This is a genomic window from Chryseobacterium sp. CT-SW4, assembly GCF_048572715.1.
Lineage (GTDB): Bacteria > Bacteroidota > Bacteroidia > Flavobacteriales > Weeksellaceae > Chryseobacterium.
Map to the genome: position 1 here is coordinate 3,426,560 of NZ_CP183840.1, position 22,772 is coordinate 3,449,331.

General features: G+C 37.5%; 17 protein-coding genes. 5 read left to right on the plus strand and 12 right to left on the minus strand.

Annotated elements, in window-relative coordinates; all coding sequences use genetic code 11:
- Positions 1–21: 21 nt before the first annotated feature.
- Entirely contained in the window at positions 22–2,130 is a 2,109-nt protein-coding gene (locus tag ABJ974_RS15435; protein ID WP_419869111.1) for a DUF5689 domain-containing protein, read from the minus strand.
- 3 nt (positions 2,131–2,133) lie between these two features.
- Complete coding sequence (locus ABJ974_RS15440) at positions 2,134–4,875, minus strand: carboxypeptidase regulatory-like domain-containing protein (protein WP_419869112.1); 2,742 nt, start codon at positions 4,873–4,875, stop codon at positions 2,134–2,136.
- A gap of 199 nt (positions 4,876–5,074) precedes the next feature.
- On the opposite strand from ABJ974_RS15440, the gene ABJ974_RS15445 reads away from it, so the two are divergent.
- Together ABJ974_RS15445 and ABJ974_RS15450 are read left to right on the plus strand one after the other, a co-directional pair.
- Positions 5,075–6,274 (plus strand): endonuclease/exonuclease/phosphatase family protein, encoded by a 1,200-nt coding sequence (locus tag ABJ974_RS15445; protein ID WP_419869113.1) that lies wholly within the window; start codon positions 5,075–5,077, stop codon positions 6,272–6,274.
- Between the two features lie 217 nt (positions 6,275–6,491).
- Entirely contained in the window at positions 6,492–6,737 is a 246-nt protein-coding gene (locus tag ABJ974_RS15450; RefSeq protein WP_419870980.1) for a DUF6146 family protein, read from the plus strand.
- A gap of 50 nt (positions 6,738–6,787) precedes the next feature.
- Here the strand turns inward: ABJ974_RS15450 and ABJ974_RS15455 are convergent, their stop codons facing one another.
- Positions 6,788–7,384 (minus strand): superoxide dismutase, encoded by a 597-nt coding sequence (locus ABJ974_RS15455; RefSeq protein WP_419869114.1) that lies wholly within the window; start codon positions 7,382–7,384, stop codon positions 6,788–6,790.
- Positions 7,385–7,560: 176 nt separating this feature from the next.
- Positions 7,561–9,342, minus strand: a complete 1,782-nt coding sequence (gene rho, locus ABJ974_RS15460; protein WP_419869115.1) for a transcription termination factor Rho — start codon at positions 9,340–9,342, stop codon at positions 7,561–7,563.
- Positions 9,343–9,487: 145 nt separating this feature from the next.
- Between rho and ABJ974_RS15465 the strand changes: the two genes are divergently transcribed.
- The 3 genes from ABJ974_RS15465 to ABJ974_RS15475 all read left to right on the plus strand — a co-directional run bounded on the left by ABJ974_RS15465 (position 9,488) and on the right by ABJ974_RS15475 (position 12,261).
- Positions 9,488–9,877, plus strand: a complete 390-nt coding sequence (locus ABJ974_RS15465) for a DUF4293 family protein (RefSeq protein WP_419869116.1) — start codon at positions 9,488–9,490, stop codon at positions 9,875–9,877.
- 186 nt (positions 9,878–10,063) lie between these two features.
- Positions 10,064–11,902: an ABC transporter ATP-binding protein gene (locus tag ABJ974_RS15470; RefSeq protein ID WP_419869117.1), complete on the plus strand. Its 1,839-nt coding sequence runs from the start codon at positions 10,064–10,066 to the stop codon at positions 11,900–11,902.
- An 11-nt stretch (positions 11,903–11,913) separates the two neighbouring features.
- Positions 11,914–12,261, plus strand: a complete 348-nt coding sequence (locus tag ABJ974_RS15475) for a DUF1801 domain-containing protein (protein WP_419869118.1) — start codon at positions 11,914–11,916, stop codon at positions 12,259–12,261.
- A gap of 53 nt (positions 12,262–12,314) precedes the next feature.
- On the opposite strand, the gene ABJ974_RS15480 is transcribed toward ABJ974_RS15475, so the two are convergent.
- From ABJ974_RS15480 to rsfS, 8 genes are all read right to left on the minus strand, one after another.
- Positions 12,315–14,093 (minus strand): hypothetical protein, encoded by a 1,779-nt coding sequence (locus ABJ974_RS15480; RefSeq protein WP_419869119.1) that lies wholly within the window; start codon positions 14,091–14,093, stop codon positions 12,315–12,317.
- A 665-nt stretch (positions 14,094–14,758) separates the two neighbouring features.
- Positions 14,759–16,543, minus strand: coding sequence for a hypothetical protein (locus ABJ974_RS15485; RefSeq protein ID WP_419869120.1), 1,785 nt, complete (start codon positions 16,541–16,543; stop codon positions 14,759–14,761).
- 138 nt (positions 16,544–16,681) lie between these two features.
- Positions 16,682–17,674, minus strand: a complete 993-nt coding sequence (locus ABJ974_RS15490) for a helix-turn-helix transcriptional regulator (protein WP_419869121.1) — start codon at positions 17,672–17,674, stop codon at positions 16,682–16,684.
- A 399-nt stretch (positions 17,675–18,073) separates the two neighbouring features.
- Entirely contained in the window at positions 18,074–18,727 is a 654-nt protein-coding gene (locus tag ABJ974_RS15495; protein ID WP_419869122.1) for a phosphatidylserine decarboxylase family protein, read from the minus strand.
- A gap of 3 nt (positions 18,728–18,730) precedes the next feature.
- Positions 18,731–19,603, minus strand: coding sequence for a phosphatidate cytidylyltransferase (locus ABJ974_RS15500; RefSeq protein ID WP_419869123.1), 873 nt, complete (start codon positions 19,601–19,603; stop codon positions 18,731–18,733).
- Between the two features lie 22 nt (positions 19,604–19,625).
- The gene (locus tag ABJ974_RS15505) at positions 19,626–20,210 is read right to left on the minus strand and encodes an LUD domain-containing protein (RefSeq protein ID WP_419869124.1); all 585 of its coding nucleotides are present in this window, start codon (positions 20,208–20,210) and stop codon (positions 19,626–19,628) included.
- Positions 20,211–20,325: 115 nt separating this feature from the next.
- Entirely contained in the window at positions 20,326–22,314 is a 1,989-nt protein-coding gene (ftsH, locus tag ABJ974_RS15510; protein WP_419869125.1) for an ATP-dependent zinc metalloprotease FtsH, read from the minus strand.
- Positions 22,315–22,337: 23 nt separating this feature from the next.
- Positions 22,338–22,700, minus strand: coding sequence for a ribosome silencing factor (rsfS, locus tag ABJ974_RS15515; protein WP_419869126.1), 363 nt, complete (start codon positions 22,698–22,700; stop codon positions 22,338–22,340).
- Positions 22,701–22,772 lie beyond the last annotated feature (72 nt).

Sequence of the window (22,772 nt, forward strand, 5' to 3'; positions counted from 1 at the left end):
GTGGCTTTTTATTTTATCCTTTTATTTTGCTTTGATGCGGATATCATCTATTTCCCATGTGGCAGCCGCCGAAGTCGTTGAAGTATATTTAAATGCTATTCGTATTTTCTTTCCTAAAAACTGATCCAGGCTTATATTTCCGGAGCTTGTCCAATCTCCAAATGTTCCGGCATTCGTATCCAGCACAGCCGGAAGCTGAAGCCACGTCGCAGCCGCCGGATTTCCTGTATAATTATCTGTTGCCAGGACTTGTAAGGCATTACCATTGTACCGTACATCCGAAACAAAATTAAGAATTGCTTTCGTTTTTCCTTCCAGGCTTACCTCCTCAGAAATAAGCCAGTCTTCATTAGCATTATTTCCTGAAGCATATCCATTCATGATAGCATAATAATTACTACCACCCTGCTTGGAAGTTTTCCATTCCTGCGGTCCTGAGACGTTTTTTATGATCCAGTGGGATGACAGCCCTTTGGAAAAGTCTTCCTCAAAAAGAGTCTTCAAAGGCGTATAAATTGTTCCGTCACAACGGGGAGCGTCCAGATCTGCCCCTAGCCGGTTGGTTATCCATAGCTGATAGGTCCCATTATACACTCCCAAAATCCCATAAACATCCCCTTTTCCCCCGTCCAATTCATCTCCGGCAAATGATGCATAATTACTCGTTCTGAGCACGATACTGTTTCCGTTACAGTCTATCAAAGTACGGTTGGTAATTGAGCTATTGGAAACATAAGACTGGTATAAATTATTATTTATAAACTGCAGGTCTTTTATTGTAATCCATCTTCCGACATCCTCTGCCGTGAGCTGGCTTATGGTCCTCTCGGTAGGAACTACCTTACCGGAGGGCTGTCCGGCATCGAAAAAGCTTTTATAAATATTCGCTTCTTCAATTCCCCCAAATTTCAAAGTACCTCCCGAAGTATACAAATCTCCCAACTGAATTTCTCCATTTATATTCTTGACATACAATCCTTTCAGTTTTATATAAATATCCTTCCCTACCCGAAAACGGTTATCCTGAAATAATTTAAACTTGTTGATATTTATCTTTATACCTCCTGAATGATCTTCTGCATAAACATATTTATACAGGTTTCCGGTTTCATCGTTGGCGGTGATTTGTGCTTTTAAATAAAAGTCACCGGTAATCTGGCTCCAGTTTTCTCCTGAAGACATTTGTTTTACCTCAGCAACTGTTTTTTTATTTAATCCTGTTACATTAAAACTGCATGGATCTGCAACAATACCATCCAAACGGGGGAAACTATTCATATGAAGATCAGAAACTTTATTAATATAAAGCTGGTAAGTAGAATTATACTTGCTGTAAATTCCCACAAACTTTCCATTCCCCGCAGGGACCATCTGATTAGCAAAAGATGCATAGCCACTGTTTCTTACTATTCTTGCTGTACCCGTGCTGGCATCTTTTATTTTTCTTTCCGCCGGCAATCCATTGGGGGCAAATGGGGTACATAAGGCCCTGCTGTCAAACTCAGCATTCTCCACCTGAATCAGGCAGCCGAGATACTGATCATTGGCCGATACCATTTGAGCAAGGGTCATTATTTTAGGAACAATTTTCCCTCTGGTATTACATGATCTGAAAATATGCCGGGATATTTCCTTCTCCGGTATTCTCGATACGGAACTTCCGGTTTCTGTACCCATTTTCATTCCCAGCTGTACCACTCCCCCATAGGAGCCCACCGCCAAGCCATTAAGTTTAATATAAATTTTATACCCCTGGGGAAATTGAGTATAAGTACTTACGGCATCTACGCTAATAACAAACCCATGAGTTGGATTTTCCGGTTTATCCTGAATATAAATCGTTTTATAAATATTTCCCGTCTCATCTGTTGAAGTCACATATCCCTGAACATACAGATCATCACTGGAATCATCAGGAGTTGCATCAACAGGAAAAACATAGGCTTCCTTGTTGGGATTATTTAAGGTAAATTTTTCTTTGAGCTGTTTGAGACTTACATTCGCTTCAAAATCTTCAATACATTGATAGGCATCGAGATCTGGCTCTCCATAGCCGTCATCGTGTACACATCCTGCCAGTAAGAAAAGAACAAGAATCAGGAGAATATATGTTGATCGGTGGTTTTTCATATTTTAAAATCTTAAGTAAATATTGGTGAAAAAAGTCAGGCCCCGGTCATACCAGAGTTTAGGACCAAACGTGGGATAAGCTTTTTGAAAATCATTGAGAATATTCAGAAAATTAACATTTCTTCCCTGCTCAAACCCTCCTGTTACATAATTTCTGTTGTTAAGAATATTATTGACGGAAATACTGACTCCCATTCTGTATTTTCCCAGGAGAAAAGATTTTCCCGCATTGGCGTTCAACATCAATTGATTATTAAATTTCTTTTGTGCCGTAAGCTGCTTAATAAGCTCAGGCGATGCTTCTTCATAGGGATCCCCTGTTGTATGATCGGTGTACATGTATGGGGTTTTATTTAATGCTGAAAAGTCGAGGTATTGATCCATGAGGTAATTGACGGATGCTCCTATCCACCAATATTGGGGAGAATTATATTTTAAACCAAAAGAAAATGCTTTCTGGGGTGATCCCGCTACTTTATAATTTTTCACATTCGCTTTTCCCCATATATCCGTACCTCTGAATCCGTTCAGGTCATCCAAAGTAGAGACTTCAGGATTGTTAGTATATGTGTATTCCCCAATACCTGCAGCTGCTGTTGCATTGATTGACGGCGTAATTTTCACATCCATTCCCAGCTCAATTCCCATATACCGTTTATTCACTCCGCTCATCGCTTCATTTACCAGAGTACTCAAGGTATTTCCCGAAGAGCTATCCGCAACATCAATATAATATCGGGAAATTTCCGTAGCATTATGAATGGTAGTATAATAGCCGGATATCCTTAACTTTAAAATTGAGCCTCTCATTATATAGTTGAGATCATTGGAGCTAACTATCTGACTAGTAACCCCCGGAGTAAGAAAATCCCCGACACGAGGATTAATGTAAATCTCGTTTAAAGCAGGAGCAAGACTGAAAAAAGCTCCATTATACACCAGGAAATTCCTCCCATTTATTTTATACACTATTTTGCCTTTAAGTCCGGCATTCAAAACGCCATACACAGAACTTTTTCCTTTAGAATGATTCTGAAACCTTCTGATTCCGCTCCGGTAGTGTCCGTTTCTTTGAGTCTCCGTATAAGATGAAAAGGCAGAAACCGTTACATTCCATTGATCAATATCTATTTCGGAGGAGATATTAGCCGTATACTGATTTCCGGTAAGCTGATAAGAATATTGAGTCCTCTCCCCTTTTCTTACCTCCACATTAGGATTATCAATATTGTAAGGAGTATCATTATTAAATGCATTAAGGTTGTAAGCAAATGAAGCTCCCAACAAATCTTTGACTCTTCTAAAGTTATCAGAAGAAAAATGCTGGTAATTAAAATTAATATTAAGTTTCCAATTATCCTGAACCTGGCTATCAAAATGGGAAGCAAAGTTCAAAGTCTTATCCCGGCTCACGTCTTCAACTACTGTGTAAACCGCTCCTTTTGGTTTCCCATCCGAATCTTTAAGATTAAGATAATTAGCATGGTATAAAGAATTCCAGTCAAGCTGGGATTGTGCTATAAATTCCTCCGTTGTCAGGAGACCGTAGCCCGGTAATTTTCTGTAATAGGTGGGATTTGGGTCCGGCGCATGAAACCAGTCCAGTCTGCTTCTGGCATCACTTCCGAACTGATAGGAAAGCGTATTGATCCAATTGGAGTTCTTTCCTATCTTCAGATAATCCGTTAATTGAAAAACAGGCTCGAAAACTTTTCTGATCCTGGAATTTCTTTTTTCTCCATCCTGCCAGCCCCAATAAGAATTGTAATTCTTTCCCATGATATCATAAACTTCCTGAGTATTAGGCGAATTTGAGGCTCTGTATGTGGGTGAGCCAAAACCTGTCAGGTTCATTGAATGCTTATCATTAAATTTCTTTTCAATAGCTCCAAAATAGGCATATGCATCCTGATACACTCCGTCAATTATCCCACGGTCTCCCCATCTTCGGCTTCCTGAAAATGTAAAAGCCCAGCCTTTTTTTGAAAGCCCAGAAGAATAGGTAGCCAATATCCTGTGTAAATAGCTTCTGTTCGTCAAGGAATAGGAAATGGAATTCTGCTTTTTATAATGTGATGCTTTCGTATTGTAATATACCACTCCTCCCAGGCTTCCAAATGTATATTCAGAGGGTGTGATATCAGGAACATTTTCATAAGGATAACGAATCACATCATTGAGCCCACCCCAATTGGAAAAGTCCGGTCTTCCATCTTCATTCTTAGTCATGGAAACACCATTAAACAGCACCTGGGAAAATCTGTTATCATTCCCTCTGGGCCTGAACCAATAAGCTCCTAATTCAAATGCGGCTGCATTTTGAAAAGCATCTTTTCCTGAACTCAGGAGCCCTACCGTAGGCTGCATCCCTGAGCCTTCCCCTTCCGAATAATTTTCCGAATCATCAATAACAATTACTCCTGCTTCCGGAGCAGCACCATAATTAAGCTGTATAGAGCTTAAATCCTTTGTTTTTTCACCTTCTGTAATATTAAACTCTACTATTTTAGTTTCAAAACCGGGTTTTCCTAGAATAACAGAATAATGCCCTGACTGTAAATCCACAAACTGAAAGTACCCTATCGGATCCGTTGAAATGGTAGTATTTGTTTGGGAGAGACTTACATCAACTTTTTCCAGAGGCTTATCATCAGGACTTTTGACGTACCCATATACAGTGGACTGGGCAAAATAAAAACCCGGAATTAATGTAAAGAGGGAAATTGAGGATATTTTTTTAATCATAATTAATTTTTTGACACATTTGTTGTTTTTCAGAGCGATAAATTTAGAATTATTTTCACTTTATAGTGAGTTTAATAGAAAGTTATACTGTTAATTTTTATTAACTTAAAATATAATTCATAATAAATCAGCTAAATAAATATGAATATTCTATTTCTTTGAAAATCATTTTTTAATAATGACCCCTAAATTCCAAATAATGAAAAAAATTTTTACAGCTATTGTGATACTCAGTTCCGGGTATCTTCTTTCCCAGCAAAGACAAGTGAAAAGAGCGGCGATTGCTTTTCTCAATGTGGAAAACCTTTGGGATACCATTCCCTCCGCCGATTATATTGATGGAACATTTCCTGCCGGTCACCCGAAATTTCACAGAAGCGTACCCATAGATTCTTTACCTTACCTGGAGACTACCGAAAATTATAAAGGAGAATGGAGCAACGAGCTTATGGCTGATAAAAAAGTAATCCGCAGACAGGCTATGGCAGAGGACTTTACTCCCAACAGTCCCAAGAGGTGGAATACTAAGTTGTATCAGCAAAAATTATTCAATGAAGCAAAAGTAATATCAGAACTGGGCAGGAAATACACGAATGATAATCCCGTTATCTGCGGTCTTATAGAAATAGAAAACCGTAAAGTAATTGAAGACCTTATCCAACAGCCCTTTTTAATAAAAAGCAATTATGGGATCATTCATTACAACTCTTATGATGCCCGGGGAATAGATGTAGCTCTCCTCTATCAGAAAAACAGATTTTCAGTTCTGCGTTCCTATACAAAAGAAATCAAGATCTATGGCGAAAACGGGAGAAGGGAATACACAAGAGATATTTTGGTCACCCTGGGATTACTGGATGGAGAAAAAATCGCTGTTTTTATGAATCACTGGCCTTCCCGTAGAGGTGGAGAAGTCATCTCTCAGGCAAAGAGAAATGCAGCAGCTAAGGTATTGAAAAATGAAATGGATAAGCTGGTTAAAGAACATGCCGGAATAAAAATCGTGTCGATGGGAGATTACAATGATGATCCCGTAAGTCCCAGCTTACAAAATCACCTGGGTACTGTTGGCGATCCCAAGCAACTTTCCGATCAATATCCCTATTATAATTTAATGACCAAGCTCTATAAGACAGGCATCGCTTCCCTGGCTTATAAAGATGCTCCCAACCTTTTTGATCAGATCATTGTTTCGCGCAATTTATATTCCCGGGAAAAAGTAAATCCGCTGTATTCCATCTACAAGGCTGAAATTTACGCACCTCCTTATCTGGTTAACAAAGAAGGACCTTATAAAGGATATCCCTTCCGGTCCTGGGACGGAGACAGGTTTACCGGAGGGTACAGTGATCATTTTCCTGCGGTATTGGTTATTCAGAAAGAATATGGCAAAAATTAAAAAAGGCATTCTTATTGAAGTATATTTGAAAACTGAAACTTATGAGAAATTTAATTGTCTTTTTATATATCGTCTTTATTCCCTGGAGTTGTTCTTCTCAGACCACACCCACGAAAGATCAGGAGCAATCCGAAATGAAACCTTCCAAAAATGAAGGTGGGATATTACCGTACTGGATACCCAATATGATTATTTTATCAATGCTGTTGCAAAACCCATCAGCCAATATTCTGAGTCGTATCTGAAAAACAGAAATGCAATTCTTGTAAGTGAATGGAATTCTTATTATTTCTCAGGAAAGTACCGGAATATAATAGAATCTTCCATTTCTTATGATACCCGCGAAAATTACGGATTAAAATTTGAGTACAAGCTCTATCAGGTATTCGCCTATGTAAGCTGGAAATATGGGCTTACTCTGAACGGGCTCTCATCTACCGATACCTATAGAAACCGCAGATAATAAAAAAGGTTCAGAGAAATTCTGAACCTTTTTTATTTTATTGAAAATTATTATTTGTTAAATAATTCTTCCACTTTATCCCAGTTTACCACAGAGAAAAAGGCTGATACGTAATCCGGTCTTCTGTTTTGATAATTCAGGTAATAAGCGTGCTCCCAAACATCAAGTCCTAAAACAGGTGTTCCCTTAACATCTGCTACAGGCATTAATGGGTTATCCTGATTGGGAGTGGAAGAAACCGCTACAGAACCATCCGCATTTTTAATAAGCCAAGCCCATCCGGAACCGAATCTTGTTTTGGCAACATCTGAAAAATCAGTTTTGAATTTTTCAAATCCTCCGTAGTTTTCAATAGCAGCTTTTACGTTTCCTACAGGCTCTTTACTTCCTCCAGGAGTCAAAATTTCCCAAAATAAAGTATGGTTAAAGTGTCCTCCTCCATTGTTTCTTACTGCCGGTTTATCTGTTCCTGTTTTGCAGATGTCTTCAATTGATTTTCCTTCTAAATCAGTTCCTTCAATCGCTTTATTTAAATTATCTACATAAGCCTGGTGATGCTTTGTATGGTGGATTTCCATTGTTTTTGCATCTATTGTTGGCTCTAATGCATCATAAGCATATCCTAATTTTGGTAATTCAAATGACATAATTTCTTAAGTTTTTAATGTTAATACCCAAATTTAGCCAATAATTAAGCTACAATCAAAATTACGGATTACTTTAATAAATCTTTAACATTGATATATTATATTGAAAATTCCCCTGAAAAAATAAAAAGCACAGACCTCAATCTGTGCTTTCCATTTAATAGTATTAAATTAATTTATTTATTCATTGACATCAGAAATTCTTCGTTATTCAAAGTTCCTTTGATGTTTTTTTCCACAAATTCCATAGCTTCTACCGGGTTCATTTCTGAAAGGTATTTTCTTAGAATCCACATTCTCTGGGAGGTAACCTCATCCAGAAGCAGATCATCTCTACGGGTACTGGAAGAAACCAGGTCAATAGCAGGATAAATTCTTTTATTGGCTATTTTTCTATCCAACTGAAGCTCCATATTACCTGTACCTTTGAATTCTTCAAAAATAACTTCATCCATTTTTGATCCGGTGTCGATAAGAGCAGTAGCAATAATCGTCAGGGAACCTCCTCCTTCAATTTTTCTTGCTGCCCCGAAGAATCTTTTCGGTCTGTGCAAGGCATTGGCATCCACCCCTCCTGAAAGCACTTTTCCTGAGGCCGGAGTAACGGTATTATAAGCTCTTGCCAATCTCGTAATAGAGTCAAGCAGGATTACTACATCATGACCGCATTCTACCATTCTCTGAGCTTTTGCAAGTACCAGATTGGCCACTTTTACGTGTTTTTCTGCTGCTTCATCAAATGTAGAAGCGATAACTTCCGCATTTACGCTTCTTTCCATATCTGTAACTTCTTCCGGACGCTCATCAATTAAGAGTACCATCATGTATACTTCAGGATGATTGGCTGCAATGGAGTTGGCAATGTCTTTCAATAGCATTGTCTTACCTGTTTTAGGCTGTGCTACGATCATCGCTCTCTGTCCTTTTCCTATCGGAGCAAAAAGGTCTACGATCCGTGTTGAAATCGTAGAATTACTTCCGGCAAGGTTAAATTTTTCTTCCGGAAACAGCGGGGTTAAATATTCAAAAGCTACTCTGTCTTTAATAAAAGCAAGATCACGTCCGTTTACTTCTGTAGGTCTTAAAAGGGAGAAGTATTTTTCTCCTTCTTTAGGCAGCCTTACGATTCCTTTCACGGTATCTCCTGTTTTCAGTCCGAAATTTCTGATCTGCGCCGTAGACACATATACATCATCCGGAGAAGAGATATAGCTGAAATCTGAGGAACGCAGGAATCCGTAATTATCCGGCAGGATTTCCAACACTCCTTCAATACTCACCATACCATCGAAGTTAAACTCTTTTTTAGAGTCCTGGTCTTCATGCCTTTCAGCATTTTTATTATGGTTTTGGTTGTGATTTTGATTTTTGTGATGATTTCCACTGTTCTGTGGATGATTTTGGTTTGGGTTTTGGCTTTTCTGATTTTTAGCCTGAGCCTGAGAATTATTAGGTTTCTCTTCTGATGGAACTGCGGGAACAGCTTCCTGTGGTTCTGTATTTTTAGGAGTTTCTGGAATTTCCAGAACAGCTGTGTCAGAATTATTGACTGGTGCTGCAACTCTTTTCCTTTTTTTCTTGGCGGGAGCAGAAGCAGCTTCTACTGCTTTTTCTTCCTTAGGAACGGCTACCTCTTCGGTTTTAACTTCTTCAGTAACTGTTTCTTTTTCTACTGGTTCCGGTGCCTTAGCCTCGGGTTTAGTTTTTGTCGTCGTCTTCTTTGCTGCTGTTTTTCTAGCGGCAGGTTTTGGTTTTTCTACAGGTTTTTCTTCTGTGTTCATGGTTTCTGTGGCGTTGAAGTAATCTTTTGCAACCTTAGGATTAGAAGCCTGAAAATCAAGAATTGCAAAGATTTTGTCATTTTCAGTGCTGTTTCGTGCAACTTTAACGCCTAAATCTTTCAGGATTTTAGTCAATTCCGTAACGGATTTTGACCTTAACGTTTCAATGTTAAACATATAATAATGTAAAAATGTAATTAATTGTGAGTAAGAAAAGTAAGTCCGGTGACTTTGATTTTCAAGTACATTGTATAATGCAAATCTACACTTATTTTTGAATTGTGCAAAATTTATACTATTTTTGTCAAGAATTTATTATTCAATGTTACAAAGAATACAGACTATATGGGTTTTTCTGGCAGTTTTAGCTGCTGTTTTTCTTTATATTACAGGACAGGATGTTGCTGTTTTCGGGAATATTCCTGTTATTAATATCGCCAGTATAGCCCTTGTTATAATAGGTTCTTTATCTATATTCAGTTTTAAAAACAGAAAAAGACAAATTTTGCTGAACAAAATCAGCATTTTTATAAACGCTTTGTTGATTGGTGTATTGGTTTATTGGCTACTCAACTTATCCGGAGGAATTGATTTTCCTGAGAAGGGTATTGAGCCGGTTTTTCCACTCATCGCGGTAATTTGTTTGCTTATTGCCAACGTATATACCGGTAAAGATGAGAGGCTCGTAAAATCTGTAGACAGACTCCGATAACCTTACAACGATTTTTTGAGTGAGAACAGTTCCTTTTTCAGGAGCTGTTTTTTTATTTATCAATAAATTAAAGGAGGGCCTGCTGTAACAAAAGGTACATAATAACAACCTATCAATAAAGTAAAATCAGATTCGAAACGTCTTATCATTTAATTTTACGTAATTTTGCTCTCCAATTTTCATTGAATGAAACCATTACAAAGAATATTATATTTCGCCAAACCTCATCAAAAATATCTCTTCGGAAGTATCGTTTTTAATATCCTGTATTCATTACTCAGTATATTTTCGGTGATCACCATGCTGCCTATTTTAAGAATCCTGTTTAAACTGGATAAAGCGGTGGACACTTCCAGACCGCCGGTACATGAAGGTGGATTGGGTAATTATTTTGATTACCTGAAAGATTTAGCTTATTATAAGATACAGATCAACATCAATGAACACGGAAGCATACGGGTACTGGCCACCCTTTGTTTAATCACTGCGTTTGCTTTTTTGCTTAGAAATTTATTCAGATATATAGGAGCTTACCTGTTGGTGAATTACAGAGTGGGAATTACAAGAGATCTGAGAACGGCCATGTATGATAAGTTTTTGGTTTTACCCGTATCTTTTTTTACGGAACAGAGAAAGGGTGATATGATGTCCCGGATTTCCAATGATATCGGAGCAGTGGAAGGAGGAATTATGGGTGCTCTCGTAGATCTTATCAATGCTCCTTTTATGATTATAGGGACTTTGGTAACTTTATTTATGCTTGATGCCAATTTAACCCTCTTCTCCCTTATTATTTTTCCTATCATGGGGGTTATCATATCATGGGTAGGAAAAAGCCTTAAAAAACAGGCCAGCTATGCCCAGCAGGAATTGGGAAATATGTTCTCCCTGGTAGATGAAACTTTAAAATCTTCTAAGATCATTAAAATATTCAATGCTGATAAGATATTAAAAAACAGGTTTAATTCCACGACCAACCAATGGCAGAAGCATGCTATAGGCATGAGCCGCAGAAGAGAACTTGCCTCTCCTATGAGCGAGTTCCTGGGTTCGGTTACCATTCTGATCATTACCTGGTTTGCAGGGTTAAATATTATCAACGGACATAATGATGACCCGGTAACCTTTTTAGCTTTTATCGGCTTATTTTTCCAGATCCTGGATCCTGCTAAAAAACTTTCCAATGCAATATCTTCCATTCAGGGAGGAATGGCAAGTTTAGACCGCGTTTCCGAAGTACTGGATTATGACCTGAGAGTAGAGGAAATTGCTGAACCTATATCCGTTGAAACCCTTAATGACAGAATCGAGTTTAAAAATATCGGCTTTTATTATGACAAGGATAATATTATCCTGAAAAACTTTTCTATCACCATTCCCAAAGGAAAAACGGTTGCTCTGGTAGGGCAAAGCGGAAGTGGGAAAACTACTATTGCCAATCTTTTAACAAGGTTCTATGATGTATCGGAAGGTCAAATCCTTATTGACGGAAACGATATCAAACATTTAAATTTAAAGGAATACCGCCAACTTCTGGGAATGGTTACTCAGGAGTCCGTCCTGTTCAATGATACGGTCTATAATAATATTCTCATGGGAAAACCTGAAGCAAGCCGTGAAGAAGTGATTGCCGCTGCCAAGGTAGCCAATGCAGATTCCTTTATTTCCCAGCTTCCTGAAGGATATGACACCAATATCGGGGACGACGGAAATAAGCTGTCAGGAGGACAGAAGCAGAGGGTTTCCATTGCCAGAGCAGTATTAAAAAACCCTCCTATAATGATACTGGATGAAGCCACCTCCGCATTAGATACGGAATCTGAGCGTTTCGTACAGGATGCTTTGGAAAAGATGATGGAAAACAGAACTTCTTTAGTGATTGCTCACCGTCTTTCGACTATTCAGAAAGCGGACTGGATTGTAGTAATGGAAAAAGGAGATATTATGGAGCAGGGAACCCATCATGATCTTATTGCTAAAAAAGGAATGTATCACAAATTAGTGGAACTGCAGAATTTTGATTAGATCCCTTTATCATGAATCCTATACAGGAGTATTTTTACAGAATTGAAGAACCGGAAAGAAGCAGTCTTTTATTTATAAGAGAAAAGATACTGGAATCGGACCGTGTGAATATTACTGAGACTTTAAGTTTTGGAATGCCGTTTTTTAAGTATAAAAAGAAAATGCTCTGCTACTTTTATTATAGTAAAAAGTACGGGAAATACTATGTAAGCTTCTATCACGGAGACCGGTTGGACTACCCGGAACTTATACAGGATGGCAGAAAAAAATTTAAAATTCTTCTGCTCGATATGGAAAAGGATTTACCCATCACTCTTATCCTGGACATTATTGAGAACGTTAAAAAGTATATAAAATAAATAATGCCGTTACAAATTGTAGCGGCATTATTTTTATAATCATCTTATTAAATTTATGGAGTATTTATTCCATTATATTCAGCCTGCTTGATAGCCCAAGCAAATACATTAGCAAAAATTATAGAGTTTTGCACCGCCATACTACCGGCTGCATATCCGTTTCCTGCCGTTCCGTAAGCAGTCTTTGGAACAGGAAGATTGCTGGTATTAGTAGCAAAAGGATAGGCCGTATTACTAGGCACGTTTCCATTCGCATTATAATTACTTAGGAACCCTCCATCACCTACATAGAAAAGATTCAATGAATTATGCTTAAACATTCCCGTACCTGCGTAAGTGGTCGTAGAGTTGATCGCGCTGGCAGGGCTATAGGTAGTCACATTTGAAATTCCGTCCAATGCAACGGTAGCACTGGCATCTTCCCCCCAGTTTTTCCCTCTTACATCACCGAAAGGACCATTCAGGATTTCGTCGTTGTAATTCGCGATGCTGTAAACAGCTCCGCCGGCATTTCTTCCCACCGCAGTAATCCCCGGGTTGGAAAATATACTTTTCATTAAATTCCCTGCAGATGTAGCTTCTTCCAGCATGGCAATCACTACACCTCCTGCATTGAGATAATTAACAATAGCCGTAATCTCATTAGCTCCAGGTGTATACGGGTATCCCATAATGACAATATCCGGTTTAGCATTCAGGGCATTTACAATAGCCGTCTCTCCCGCAGGGTTGGTATGGGTAAATCCTTCGCTTTTCACAATACTGGTAGCCAGCGTTCCAAAGTTGGCCGGGGTATCCAGTACATTTCTTGAAGCATCTTCAAAAGCACTGTAGCCATGATCTCCAGTACCTCCTAAATGAACAATGGATTTAACAGGAATTACAACCACTACATCAATAGAACATGTTGTAGATACTCCTCCCTGGCTGTCGGAAGTCAGAGTGAGTGTTTTAACGGTTGTAGAAGCGGGTGTTCCTGTTCCCGATAAGGTAACCGTTTGATTTCCTGTTGCAGTAAATACTCCTGATCCGCTAAAGGAGATTCCATCCACCGTATTCGAAGTGATGGTATAACTTCCCAATGTCGTAACGTTTACCGGTAAAGTAATAGTATTAGTAGCATCCAGAGCTGTTCCAACTCTGTAAACTCCGTTTACTGTTCCGCTGCCACAGCTCATCGTAAAGGTTCCGGCAGGGCTTAAAACATTAATTGAAACGGCAGGGGTACAGTTCACTTCTATTCCGTTCGCTACCAGCTGAACATCATCGGTTTGAATAGCCACAGGTGCTCCCTGCCCCAAAACCTGAACTGTCTGAATTCCGGTATTTAAAAAAGCTCCGGTTCCATAGAAATTATATCCGTTGGCAGTAGTTCCGGAAATGGTATAATTTCCGGCTTTAGTCACATTTACGGTAATGCTAAGGTAATTGGAATTGGTAAGTTCCCTTCCCTGAACATACGACCCTCTAGCTTCCGTACTAGAACAGTCTACGGTAAAAACAGCTTTTCCTAACTGTCCGCAGACACTTTTCCATTCATTATCCACGAAGCTCCAATAATTGATGCAGTCTTCCGTGGTATTATAAATCGTTAATCCATCATCGGTGGCCGTATTAATAACAATAGCATCCCGCTGGGCTTCGGTAAGCCGGGGAATAAGAATACCCTTGTTGTTATTTCCGGACACCACATCCAGCACCGTATTGGCATTAGGTACAGTTGTATTAATTCCCACAGCTCCATTCGTAGTCTGTGCACATAATTTTCCAAAACTCCAGAATAAGAGTACTAGCAGGAAAATTCCAAATTGAGTAAAGTTTGTTTTTACCATTATAAAACTATTATATTATTTCTCTTTATTTTATAACATATACATGAAATGGTATAAGTCTTTCCGGCTTATTCCATGCCCTACCATAGATAGAAATTGATAAATTCTTTATAATGCTTATTGTAGAAGATTTTGAAACTAAAAAAGTCTCAAAATAGTAATAGAAATGAACGAACTGGGAACATAAGCTCCGATTACCAAACCTTGTATGGCCGTTAACCAATTTATAAATCAAATCATCAATTTTTGCGTCTTTTACAGTATGTTCTCCTTAGGATTAAAAACTTTAATGGGAATAGCCGTTAATCTTTAGATATTTATCTTAGATATTGCAGAAAATTATAAATCTACAAATCATAAACAAAAACATCATACTATGAAAGAGATATAAATGTACGATATTTTTAATTAATAAATAGAAATAATTAATTATTTAAATAAGATTTATTAATTTAAATGATATTAATCATATTAATAAAAGCAAGAATGAAATATTATATTTTTGAAAATCAATATTTTACAATAAAAAATTTTATTATTCCTCCCATATAATTTATATGATTCTCTCATTAAATTGTTGCTTAATTTATTCAATCATACAAAAAGCCACTACATAATGTAGTGGCTCTCATCTATTTTTATATTTGTGTTTTTATATGGTTCTCTTATTGTTTATTGATACCATTAGCTTCAGCTTGCTTAATTGCCCAAGCAAATGCATTTGCTGTAAAGATTGAGTTTTGTGCTGGCTGGCTGTAAGTTGTTTTTGGAATCGGGTAATTGCTTGCATCCAGATTGAAAGGACAGATCGTTCCACTGGCAGGTGACATATTAGCTCCGGAGTTAAATCCACCGTCTCCAACCCAGATGAAGTTCAGGGTTTTGTGTCTTAAAGCTGTTACACTTCCAGAGATTCCTGCTGTTGAGTCATAATCACCTGTTGAATAAGTAATAATATCTCCTACTGGTAATCCATTTGCTCTTGTTGTAGCAGATGCATCTTCTCCCCAATATTTACCGGCGATATTTCCGAAAGGACCTGTCAATACTTCATCATTTGATACAGGGAAAGATTTCATTGATCCTGCTCCTCCGGCACCTGCCTGAGTAGTGGTAATACTTCTGTCATTGAAAATAGCTCTTAAAATACTTTGTGAAGAAGCCGGGTTTTCAACAAATGAAAGAACAACTCCTCCGTTTGCAACATACTGAGCAATAATAGCAGCTTCTGCATCACTGATATAAGTCATTTGACCCATTACAAAGATATCAACAGGGTTATCACCTGTAAGGTTGGCTGTTAAAGTAGCTTCTGTAGGGTCATCTCCAGCATTGATGATCTGATCCCATCCTTCATATTTTACCACACTGTTTGCTAATGTTCCAAAGTTAGTTGCAGTAGTAATCAATTTATTGGAATTGGCTGTACCGGAGAAGTTATATCCGTAATCATTTTGACCATATCCTGAAGTTAATAATTTTTTCTTAGGCACTACAATGATCACCTGTACAGAACAAGTAGTAGAAACTGCTCCCTGGCTATCAGAAGTAATTGTCATTGTTTTTGTAGTGGTAGAAGTTGGTGTTCCGTTTCCGTACAAAGTAACGTTTTGGTTACCCGTAGCAGAGAAGGTTCCTGATCCTGTAAAAGAAATTCCATCTACAGTGTCAGTAGTAATAGTATAACTTCCCAAAGCTGTAACATTTACCGGTAAAGTAATTGTATTAGCTGTTGTAAGTGCTACTCCCACTTTATAAACTCCGTTTACCGTAGCGCTACCACAACTAAGTGTATATGTTCCGGCAGGACTTAATACTTCAATAGTTACAGGAGGTGTACAAGTTACGTCCGTACCATTTGCGTTAATTGCAACGGCATCAGTCTGGATGTTTGTAGGAATCCCCTGTCCTATCACCTGGATAGTTTGAGTCCCTGTACTTAAGAAAGCACCGGTTCCGTAGAAGTTATATCCATTTGTTGTAGTTCCTGTAATTGTATAGTTTCCTACTTTAGTTACATTCACAGTAATGCTAAGATAGTTAGAGTTTGTAAGTTCTTTACCTTGAACATAAGAACCTCTGGCTTCCGTAAGAGCACAGTCTACTGTAAAAACAGCTTTCCCTAGCTGTCCACATAAACTCTTCCATTCATCATCCATATAACTCCAGTAGTTTATACAATCTTCTGAAGTATTATAAATAGTTAACCCGTCATCTGTTGGCTTATTGATTGCGATAGCATCTCTTTCAGCCTCAGTCAAACGAGGAACAAGGATTCCCTTGTCATTGTCTCCCGATACAATATCCAAAACGGAATTGGTATTGGGTACCGTTGTGTTAATCCCCACAGCACCATTTGTGGTAGTGGTCGTCTGTGCATAAAATTTTCCAAAGCTTATTAATAAAAGCAAGAGGAAAATTCCAATTTTCGTAGAGTTAGTCTTCATCATTTTTAAAATAATTATAAATTAATTTTCATTTTAGTTTGTTAATTTGTTCCGGCAAAATTATCATTAACAAATACAACCCCCTCATTACCACTCTACGCAATACTACGCGCACGTATTAAAACTTAATTTACTGCTTTTTTATAGATTAAGCATGAAACTATTTATGTTGATTTCAGAAGGAATATCGAGCTTTTTCCTGATTCTGTATTTTTTACTCTCAACAGCCCTTATGCTGTTATTTGTACTTTTCGCAATCTTTTTTGTGTCAAAATTCAGCTTCATGAGTGCACAATAATGCAATTCTGAGGCAATAAGATTAGGATTAATCTTCAAAAGTTTAGGAACAAAATCCGAAAAATAGATCTGGAACTTGTCATAAAACAGCGGAGAATTACTTTCAGCCAGCTGGAAAATTTCATCAATATTTTCCTCCGTCAGTTTATTAGTCAGCAGCTGTTGTTTCATTAAATCATTTTTCGTTTTTGTTAAGTCTTCAATTGTAGTGTCTTTAATCTTTTTATCTTCTATAAGACCATAAATCAATCTATCCTTCTGAGCAATAAATGCAATATCTATTAAAAAGGTAGACACCGAAAAAAGGATATTAAACAGCCTTACTGTATTATGATCCTTCTCCTGGAGATAAGGACTTCGCGGTAAGAAATCAAAATCAAAATAAAGACAGCCGATAAAATTCAGTGTAATTACAAAAGCGATTAATAAAATAGAAAACGTTTCTTCTTTATAATTAAAGAAAAAAGGAATAGCAAAAAGAAGGGAATAATAGAAATACTCTACCCCCACACTCTTAAATGAATATATATGAAAAAAACTTACAATAAAAGTCAGCAGTATAAATATAGCAACCACTAGTTTCTTCAATACAGTCTGCATCCGTGTAGTTTTCCCTTTGGCAGCCATAAGAACCAGCCAGAAAAAAGTAATTATTATCAAAAAGATGGAAATAAATATGTCTCCAAAAAAACTGATAATAAAAATGGAATAAAATAAGAATAGGAAAAACAGAAAAAATAAATACCTGTTGATAAGCCTTAGATAACTACTTTCATAATCATCACTGATCTTTTCTGCTTCGTTATTAATCAACTTATAAAAAAATCTGTAGATCATTTCATCACATTTAATATGTTAAACTTGTCTGCGTAGGTAAGTCCCTGATTAAACAATAAACCTTGGCTGTTCATTTTGTCGACCTGTTTCCCCCTCATCAACCCCTTGTTTTATATTTAAGTAGACAAAAAAGATTACAAAACATTATAAAATCATTAACAATAAAATTAATTACATGTAATATATAACATTTTTTATTATATCATTTTTTGCACCAAAATGATAAAACATGACAAAAATCCTGGTGCGCGAAGATAATGAGACACAATAACCACATTTGCACAGCAATACACTCAATTCTACTCACACGTGACAAAACTCAAAAAAAATGCATGATTCACAAGTAAGAAAATAAAAAAGGAAAACCATAAGCTTTCCTCAATCATTTTTGACTTTTAATTATTCTTTCATCCGGGCGATCACATCCAGCCCGCCTTTGGTCTTATCACCAATCCTACATAGAATTTCAGTGTCTAAAGGAAGAAATACATCCATCCTGGAACCGAATTTTATAAATCCGAACTCATGCCCGGCTTTAGCTGTATCTCCTTCATTACAGTAAAATACAATTCTTCTTGCTACGTATCCAGCAATCTGCCGGAAGACCACTTTATGATGAGTAAGGCTTTCTACGGCCACTGTAGTCCTCTCATTATCCGTAGAGGATTTTTCATGCCAAGCCACAAGATATTTTCCCGGATGGTATTTTTTGTAGATCACATTTCCTGATACCGGAAATCTACAGATATGAACATTAAGAGGGGACATAAAAATAGAAACCTGAATAGCTCTTTCTTTTAAAAATTCAGTTTCTTCCACTTCTTTAATCATAACTACTTTTCCATCTACCGGAGCAATTACATTTTCCCTATGGTCAAGAATTTCACGGTCAGGAACCCTGAAAAACCAGAAAACCAGACTGTACATTACCAGTAAAGGCATAATGATTAAAAGAGACCATATTTTCAAGAAATAAATAGCCAGAATACTTATGATTACAAAAAGTAAAGTGGCAACCAGAATTGTTCCTTTGGATTCTCTATGCAGTTTCATGAGTTATATAAATTTTTCTAAAATAAAATACAAATATACGACAGGCGCGCAAATCAGGAAACTGTCCAGCCTGTCCAGTACTCCTCCATGCCCGGGAATAATATTCCCACTGTCTTTCACACCAAAATTTCTTTTCAGCTGACTTTCCACTAAATCTCCCAAAGGAGCGAAAGCAGCCACTAAAAACCCTACAATCATCCAGTTTCCTCTTAGATCAGGATTATACTGTTCTACAAAATAAGATAAAATCAAAGTAAGGACCACTCCTCCTATATACCCTTCCCAGGTTTTTTTCGGAGAGATTTTAGGAGCCATTTTATGCTTACCGAAAAACTTACCGGTCAAGTAAGCAAAGGTATCACTGCTCCATATCAGTATAAAGAGAAAGAAAACTTCCAATGAGAATGTATCGCTCAATATGGAATATTTGGGAATACCCAATGCAAAGCTAAAAGGTAATGCTACATAGATTACCGTGAAAATAAGCTTTCCGCTGTCATAATATAATTCAGTGGGATATTTAAATAAGGTGACAACCGCAATGAGAACAAGCGCCAGTGCCAATATCTCACTCAGCCTGAAATCAAAATAGAAGTCATGATGAAAATACCGCTTGGAAAACATATAAAAGATAATAATAGCTACAGGGTAAACCAGCCATTTTTCATAACCGTTTCCAAATTTCATTACCTTAATACACTCCCATATTCCCACTCCGAATAGTAAAGTAATAAGACCGTAATATAAATAATGTTGCTGAATAAGACCAGGAGATATAGTATTAATCAGCTGAGCACCATAAGGAGTAGTACAAATTACTACAATTGCCACATAAACGATCCCGGAAATGGTTCTTTGAATAAGGTTTTTGTCCAAAATTTAAAATTTAGGGGTTGTGCTAGTCTTCGAGTAACAGCAAAAATAATTTAGTATTATTATTGTTGCCGGATGCATCCAACTTTGACTGATTTCCACTAATGGAAGTGAGGTTCTTAATATTTCCCGTTCTTTTTATTTTTCCCATAGCATCATTCAGATTGTTTACGATCTGGGAAACGTTAGCAATAATAATAATTTTATTCGGCAACCTTGAAGAATGGTAATGAAGGATATTGTTATGAGACAACATTATTCTCCCGTCATATGCTATAAGATACTCACAGGTTATAAAAGCCGCATCATTAAAGAGTTCGAGCTCAGAGGTGAAAGATGCTTTTATAACATTTAGAAAGTTCTGAAGTTCTTTATCCCAGCAAAATACATTGTTGATTCCTTCGATCTTAATGATCTGGCTTAAGGTCTGTAATGCTTCAGCCTCATCTGCACAGTAATTAAAAAAACCTCCGGAATGCGTAAATAATTGCGCAAACTTATAATCAAGATCCGCATTTTTAAGCGAATCCCCAAGCTTCTCCAAACTCTGCTTCTCATCCTCTTCAGGCTGGTTGGTTAGTTTGCTTACAAGTCTTTTAAATAAACTCAACTTAATGTATTTTAGTCAACTTTATACAAAAATAGAAAATTAATATATAATACTTATAAAAAAATAGCCTTAAATATTATAAAACCTGGCAAATTGACTTTACCAGGTTTTTATTTTAAAGTTGTGATGAGCTTTCGGGTGCCTGAACAGTATCATCATTTTCCTGCTCTACTGCCGGAATTGTACTGTTGGTAACCGGCTTCTCCGTTAATTCCGGGTCCCAGGCCCTTTTTCCGAATATCTCTTCCAGATCCTCGCGGAATATCACTTCTTTCTCAAGTAGCTTATTCGCTAAGGCATCCAGTTTATCTTTATTCTCAGTAAGAATTCTTAAGGCTCTCTGATATTGGTTTTCAATGATTTTAGAGATCTCCTCATCGATCATTTTAGCTGTTTCATCAGAATATGGTTTTCCGAAGCTGTACTCCGACTGCCCTGAGCTGTCATAATAAGAGATGTTTCCAAGCTTATCGTTCAGTCCGTAGATAGTCACCATTGCCTGAGCCTGCTTTGTCACACGCTCAAGATCGGATAATGCTCCTGTTGAAATATTTCCGAATATAGCCTGCTCCGCCGCTCTACCTCCTAATGTAGCACAGATTTCGTCATTCATCTGTTCCGTAGTGGTAAGCTGTCTTTCTTCCGGAAGATACCACGCTGCTCCTAAGGAACGTCCTCTCGGCACAATAGTTACCTTTAAAAGAGGTGCCGCATGTTCTACCAACCATGAAATAGTTGCGTGTCCCGCTTCATGATAAGCCACTCTTCTTTTTTCCGAAGGTTTAATGGCTTTATTTTTCTTTTCAAGACCACCGATAATTCTGTCTACCGCATCCAGGAAGTCCTGTTTTGTTACGGTTTCATGACTGTTTCTCGCTGCGATAAGTGCTGCTTCGTTACAAACGTTGGCGATATCCGCCCCGCTGAATCCGGGAGTCTGTTTAGCAAGGAAGTCTCTGTCCACATCATTGCCGATCTTAATCTTTTTAAGGTGGACATCAAAAATCTGTCTTCTTTCATGAAGTTCGGGAAGATCTACATAAATGGAACGGTCGAAACGTCCTGCTCTCATTAATGCCTTATCCAGGATATCCGCCCTGTTCGTAGCCGCCATTACAATAACGTTGGTATCTGTACCGAAACCATCCATTTCCGTAAGCAACTGGTTCAGTGTATTCTCTCTTTCATCGTTTCCACCGGAAAAATTATTCTTTCCTCTGGCACGTCCGATGGCATCAATCTCATCAATAAAGATAATTGCCGGAGATTTTGCTTTGGCCTGCGCAAACAGATCTCTTACTCTGGAAGCTCCTACTCCCACAAACATTTCAACAAAATCAGAACCTGACAGGGAGAAGAAAGGTACTTTAGCTTCACCGGCTACAGCTTTCGCCAATAGGGTTTTACCTGTTCCCGGAGGGCCTACCAAAAGAACCCCTTTTGGGATTTTACCTCCTAACCTGGTATATTTTTCAGAGTTTTTCAAAAAGTCCACGACTTCCTGAACTTCTTCTTTTGCTCCTTCAAGACCTGCTACATCTTTAAATGTAACCTGAACTTTTTCTTTTTCATCAAATAGTTTTGCTCTGGATTTTCCAATAGAAAATATCTGCCCTCCGGGACCTCCTCCGCTTCCCATTCTTCTGAAAAGAAGGAAATAAAATAATCCGAGAATAGCAATCCAGATCAATGCAGAAAACAAAATATCCATAAACGGACTTTTTCCGGCTCCGTAATCTTTGGATGTTTTTATATTGGCATTATCAGCTTTGATGGTATCAAACTTTTGAAGAAAAAGCTGCAGATCTCCGTATTTTACTGTATAATCAGCTTTTGGAGCCATATCAAACGCAGAAAACGGATCTTTTTCTTTGGCGGCTTTATTCACCATTTCCGTTTTTGCAGCTTGTGTTAAAAAAACATCAGCTTTTTCGGTATCTTTATATATTAAGACATTTTGAACTTTTCCAGATTGCATGATTTTGAAAAATTCATCCTCGTCAATAGATTTTGCTCCATTATCACCAAAAAAATTAGGAATAAAAAATAGCAAAAGTGCTATTATGGCAATCGGAAAGAACCAGTTAAATCCTTTATTGTTCATTTATAGTTTTTAAAAATTTAAAATTAGTTTTCGATTTTGGTGATTTTCGCATCACCCCAAAGTTCTTCTATATCATAGTACTCACGTACCTGCTTTTGGAATACATGAACGACTACGGAAACGTAATCTAACAGTACCCACATTGCATTTTCTGTTCCTTCCACATGCCAAGGTCTGTCTTTCAGTTCATTTCTTACCTTCTTCTCTACACTTCCTGCGATCGCAGAAACCTGTGTATTCGAATTTCCGCTACATATAATAAAGGTCTGAGCTACCGAGTTTTCGATATTTGAAAGATCGAAAATCATAATGTCTTCTCCTTTCACATCTTGGATAGCTTCAACAATTTTATCTAATAATTCTTGCTTTTCTGCTGTTTTATTCATTAAAAAAATACTATAATCTGCAAATTTATTGTTTTTTCTTTACTTTAGCCTTACTTTTATACTCTTAATATC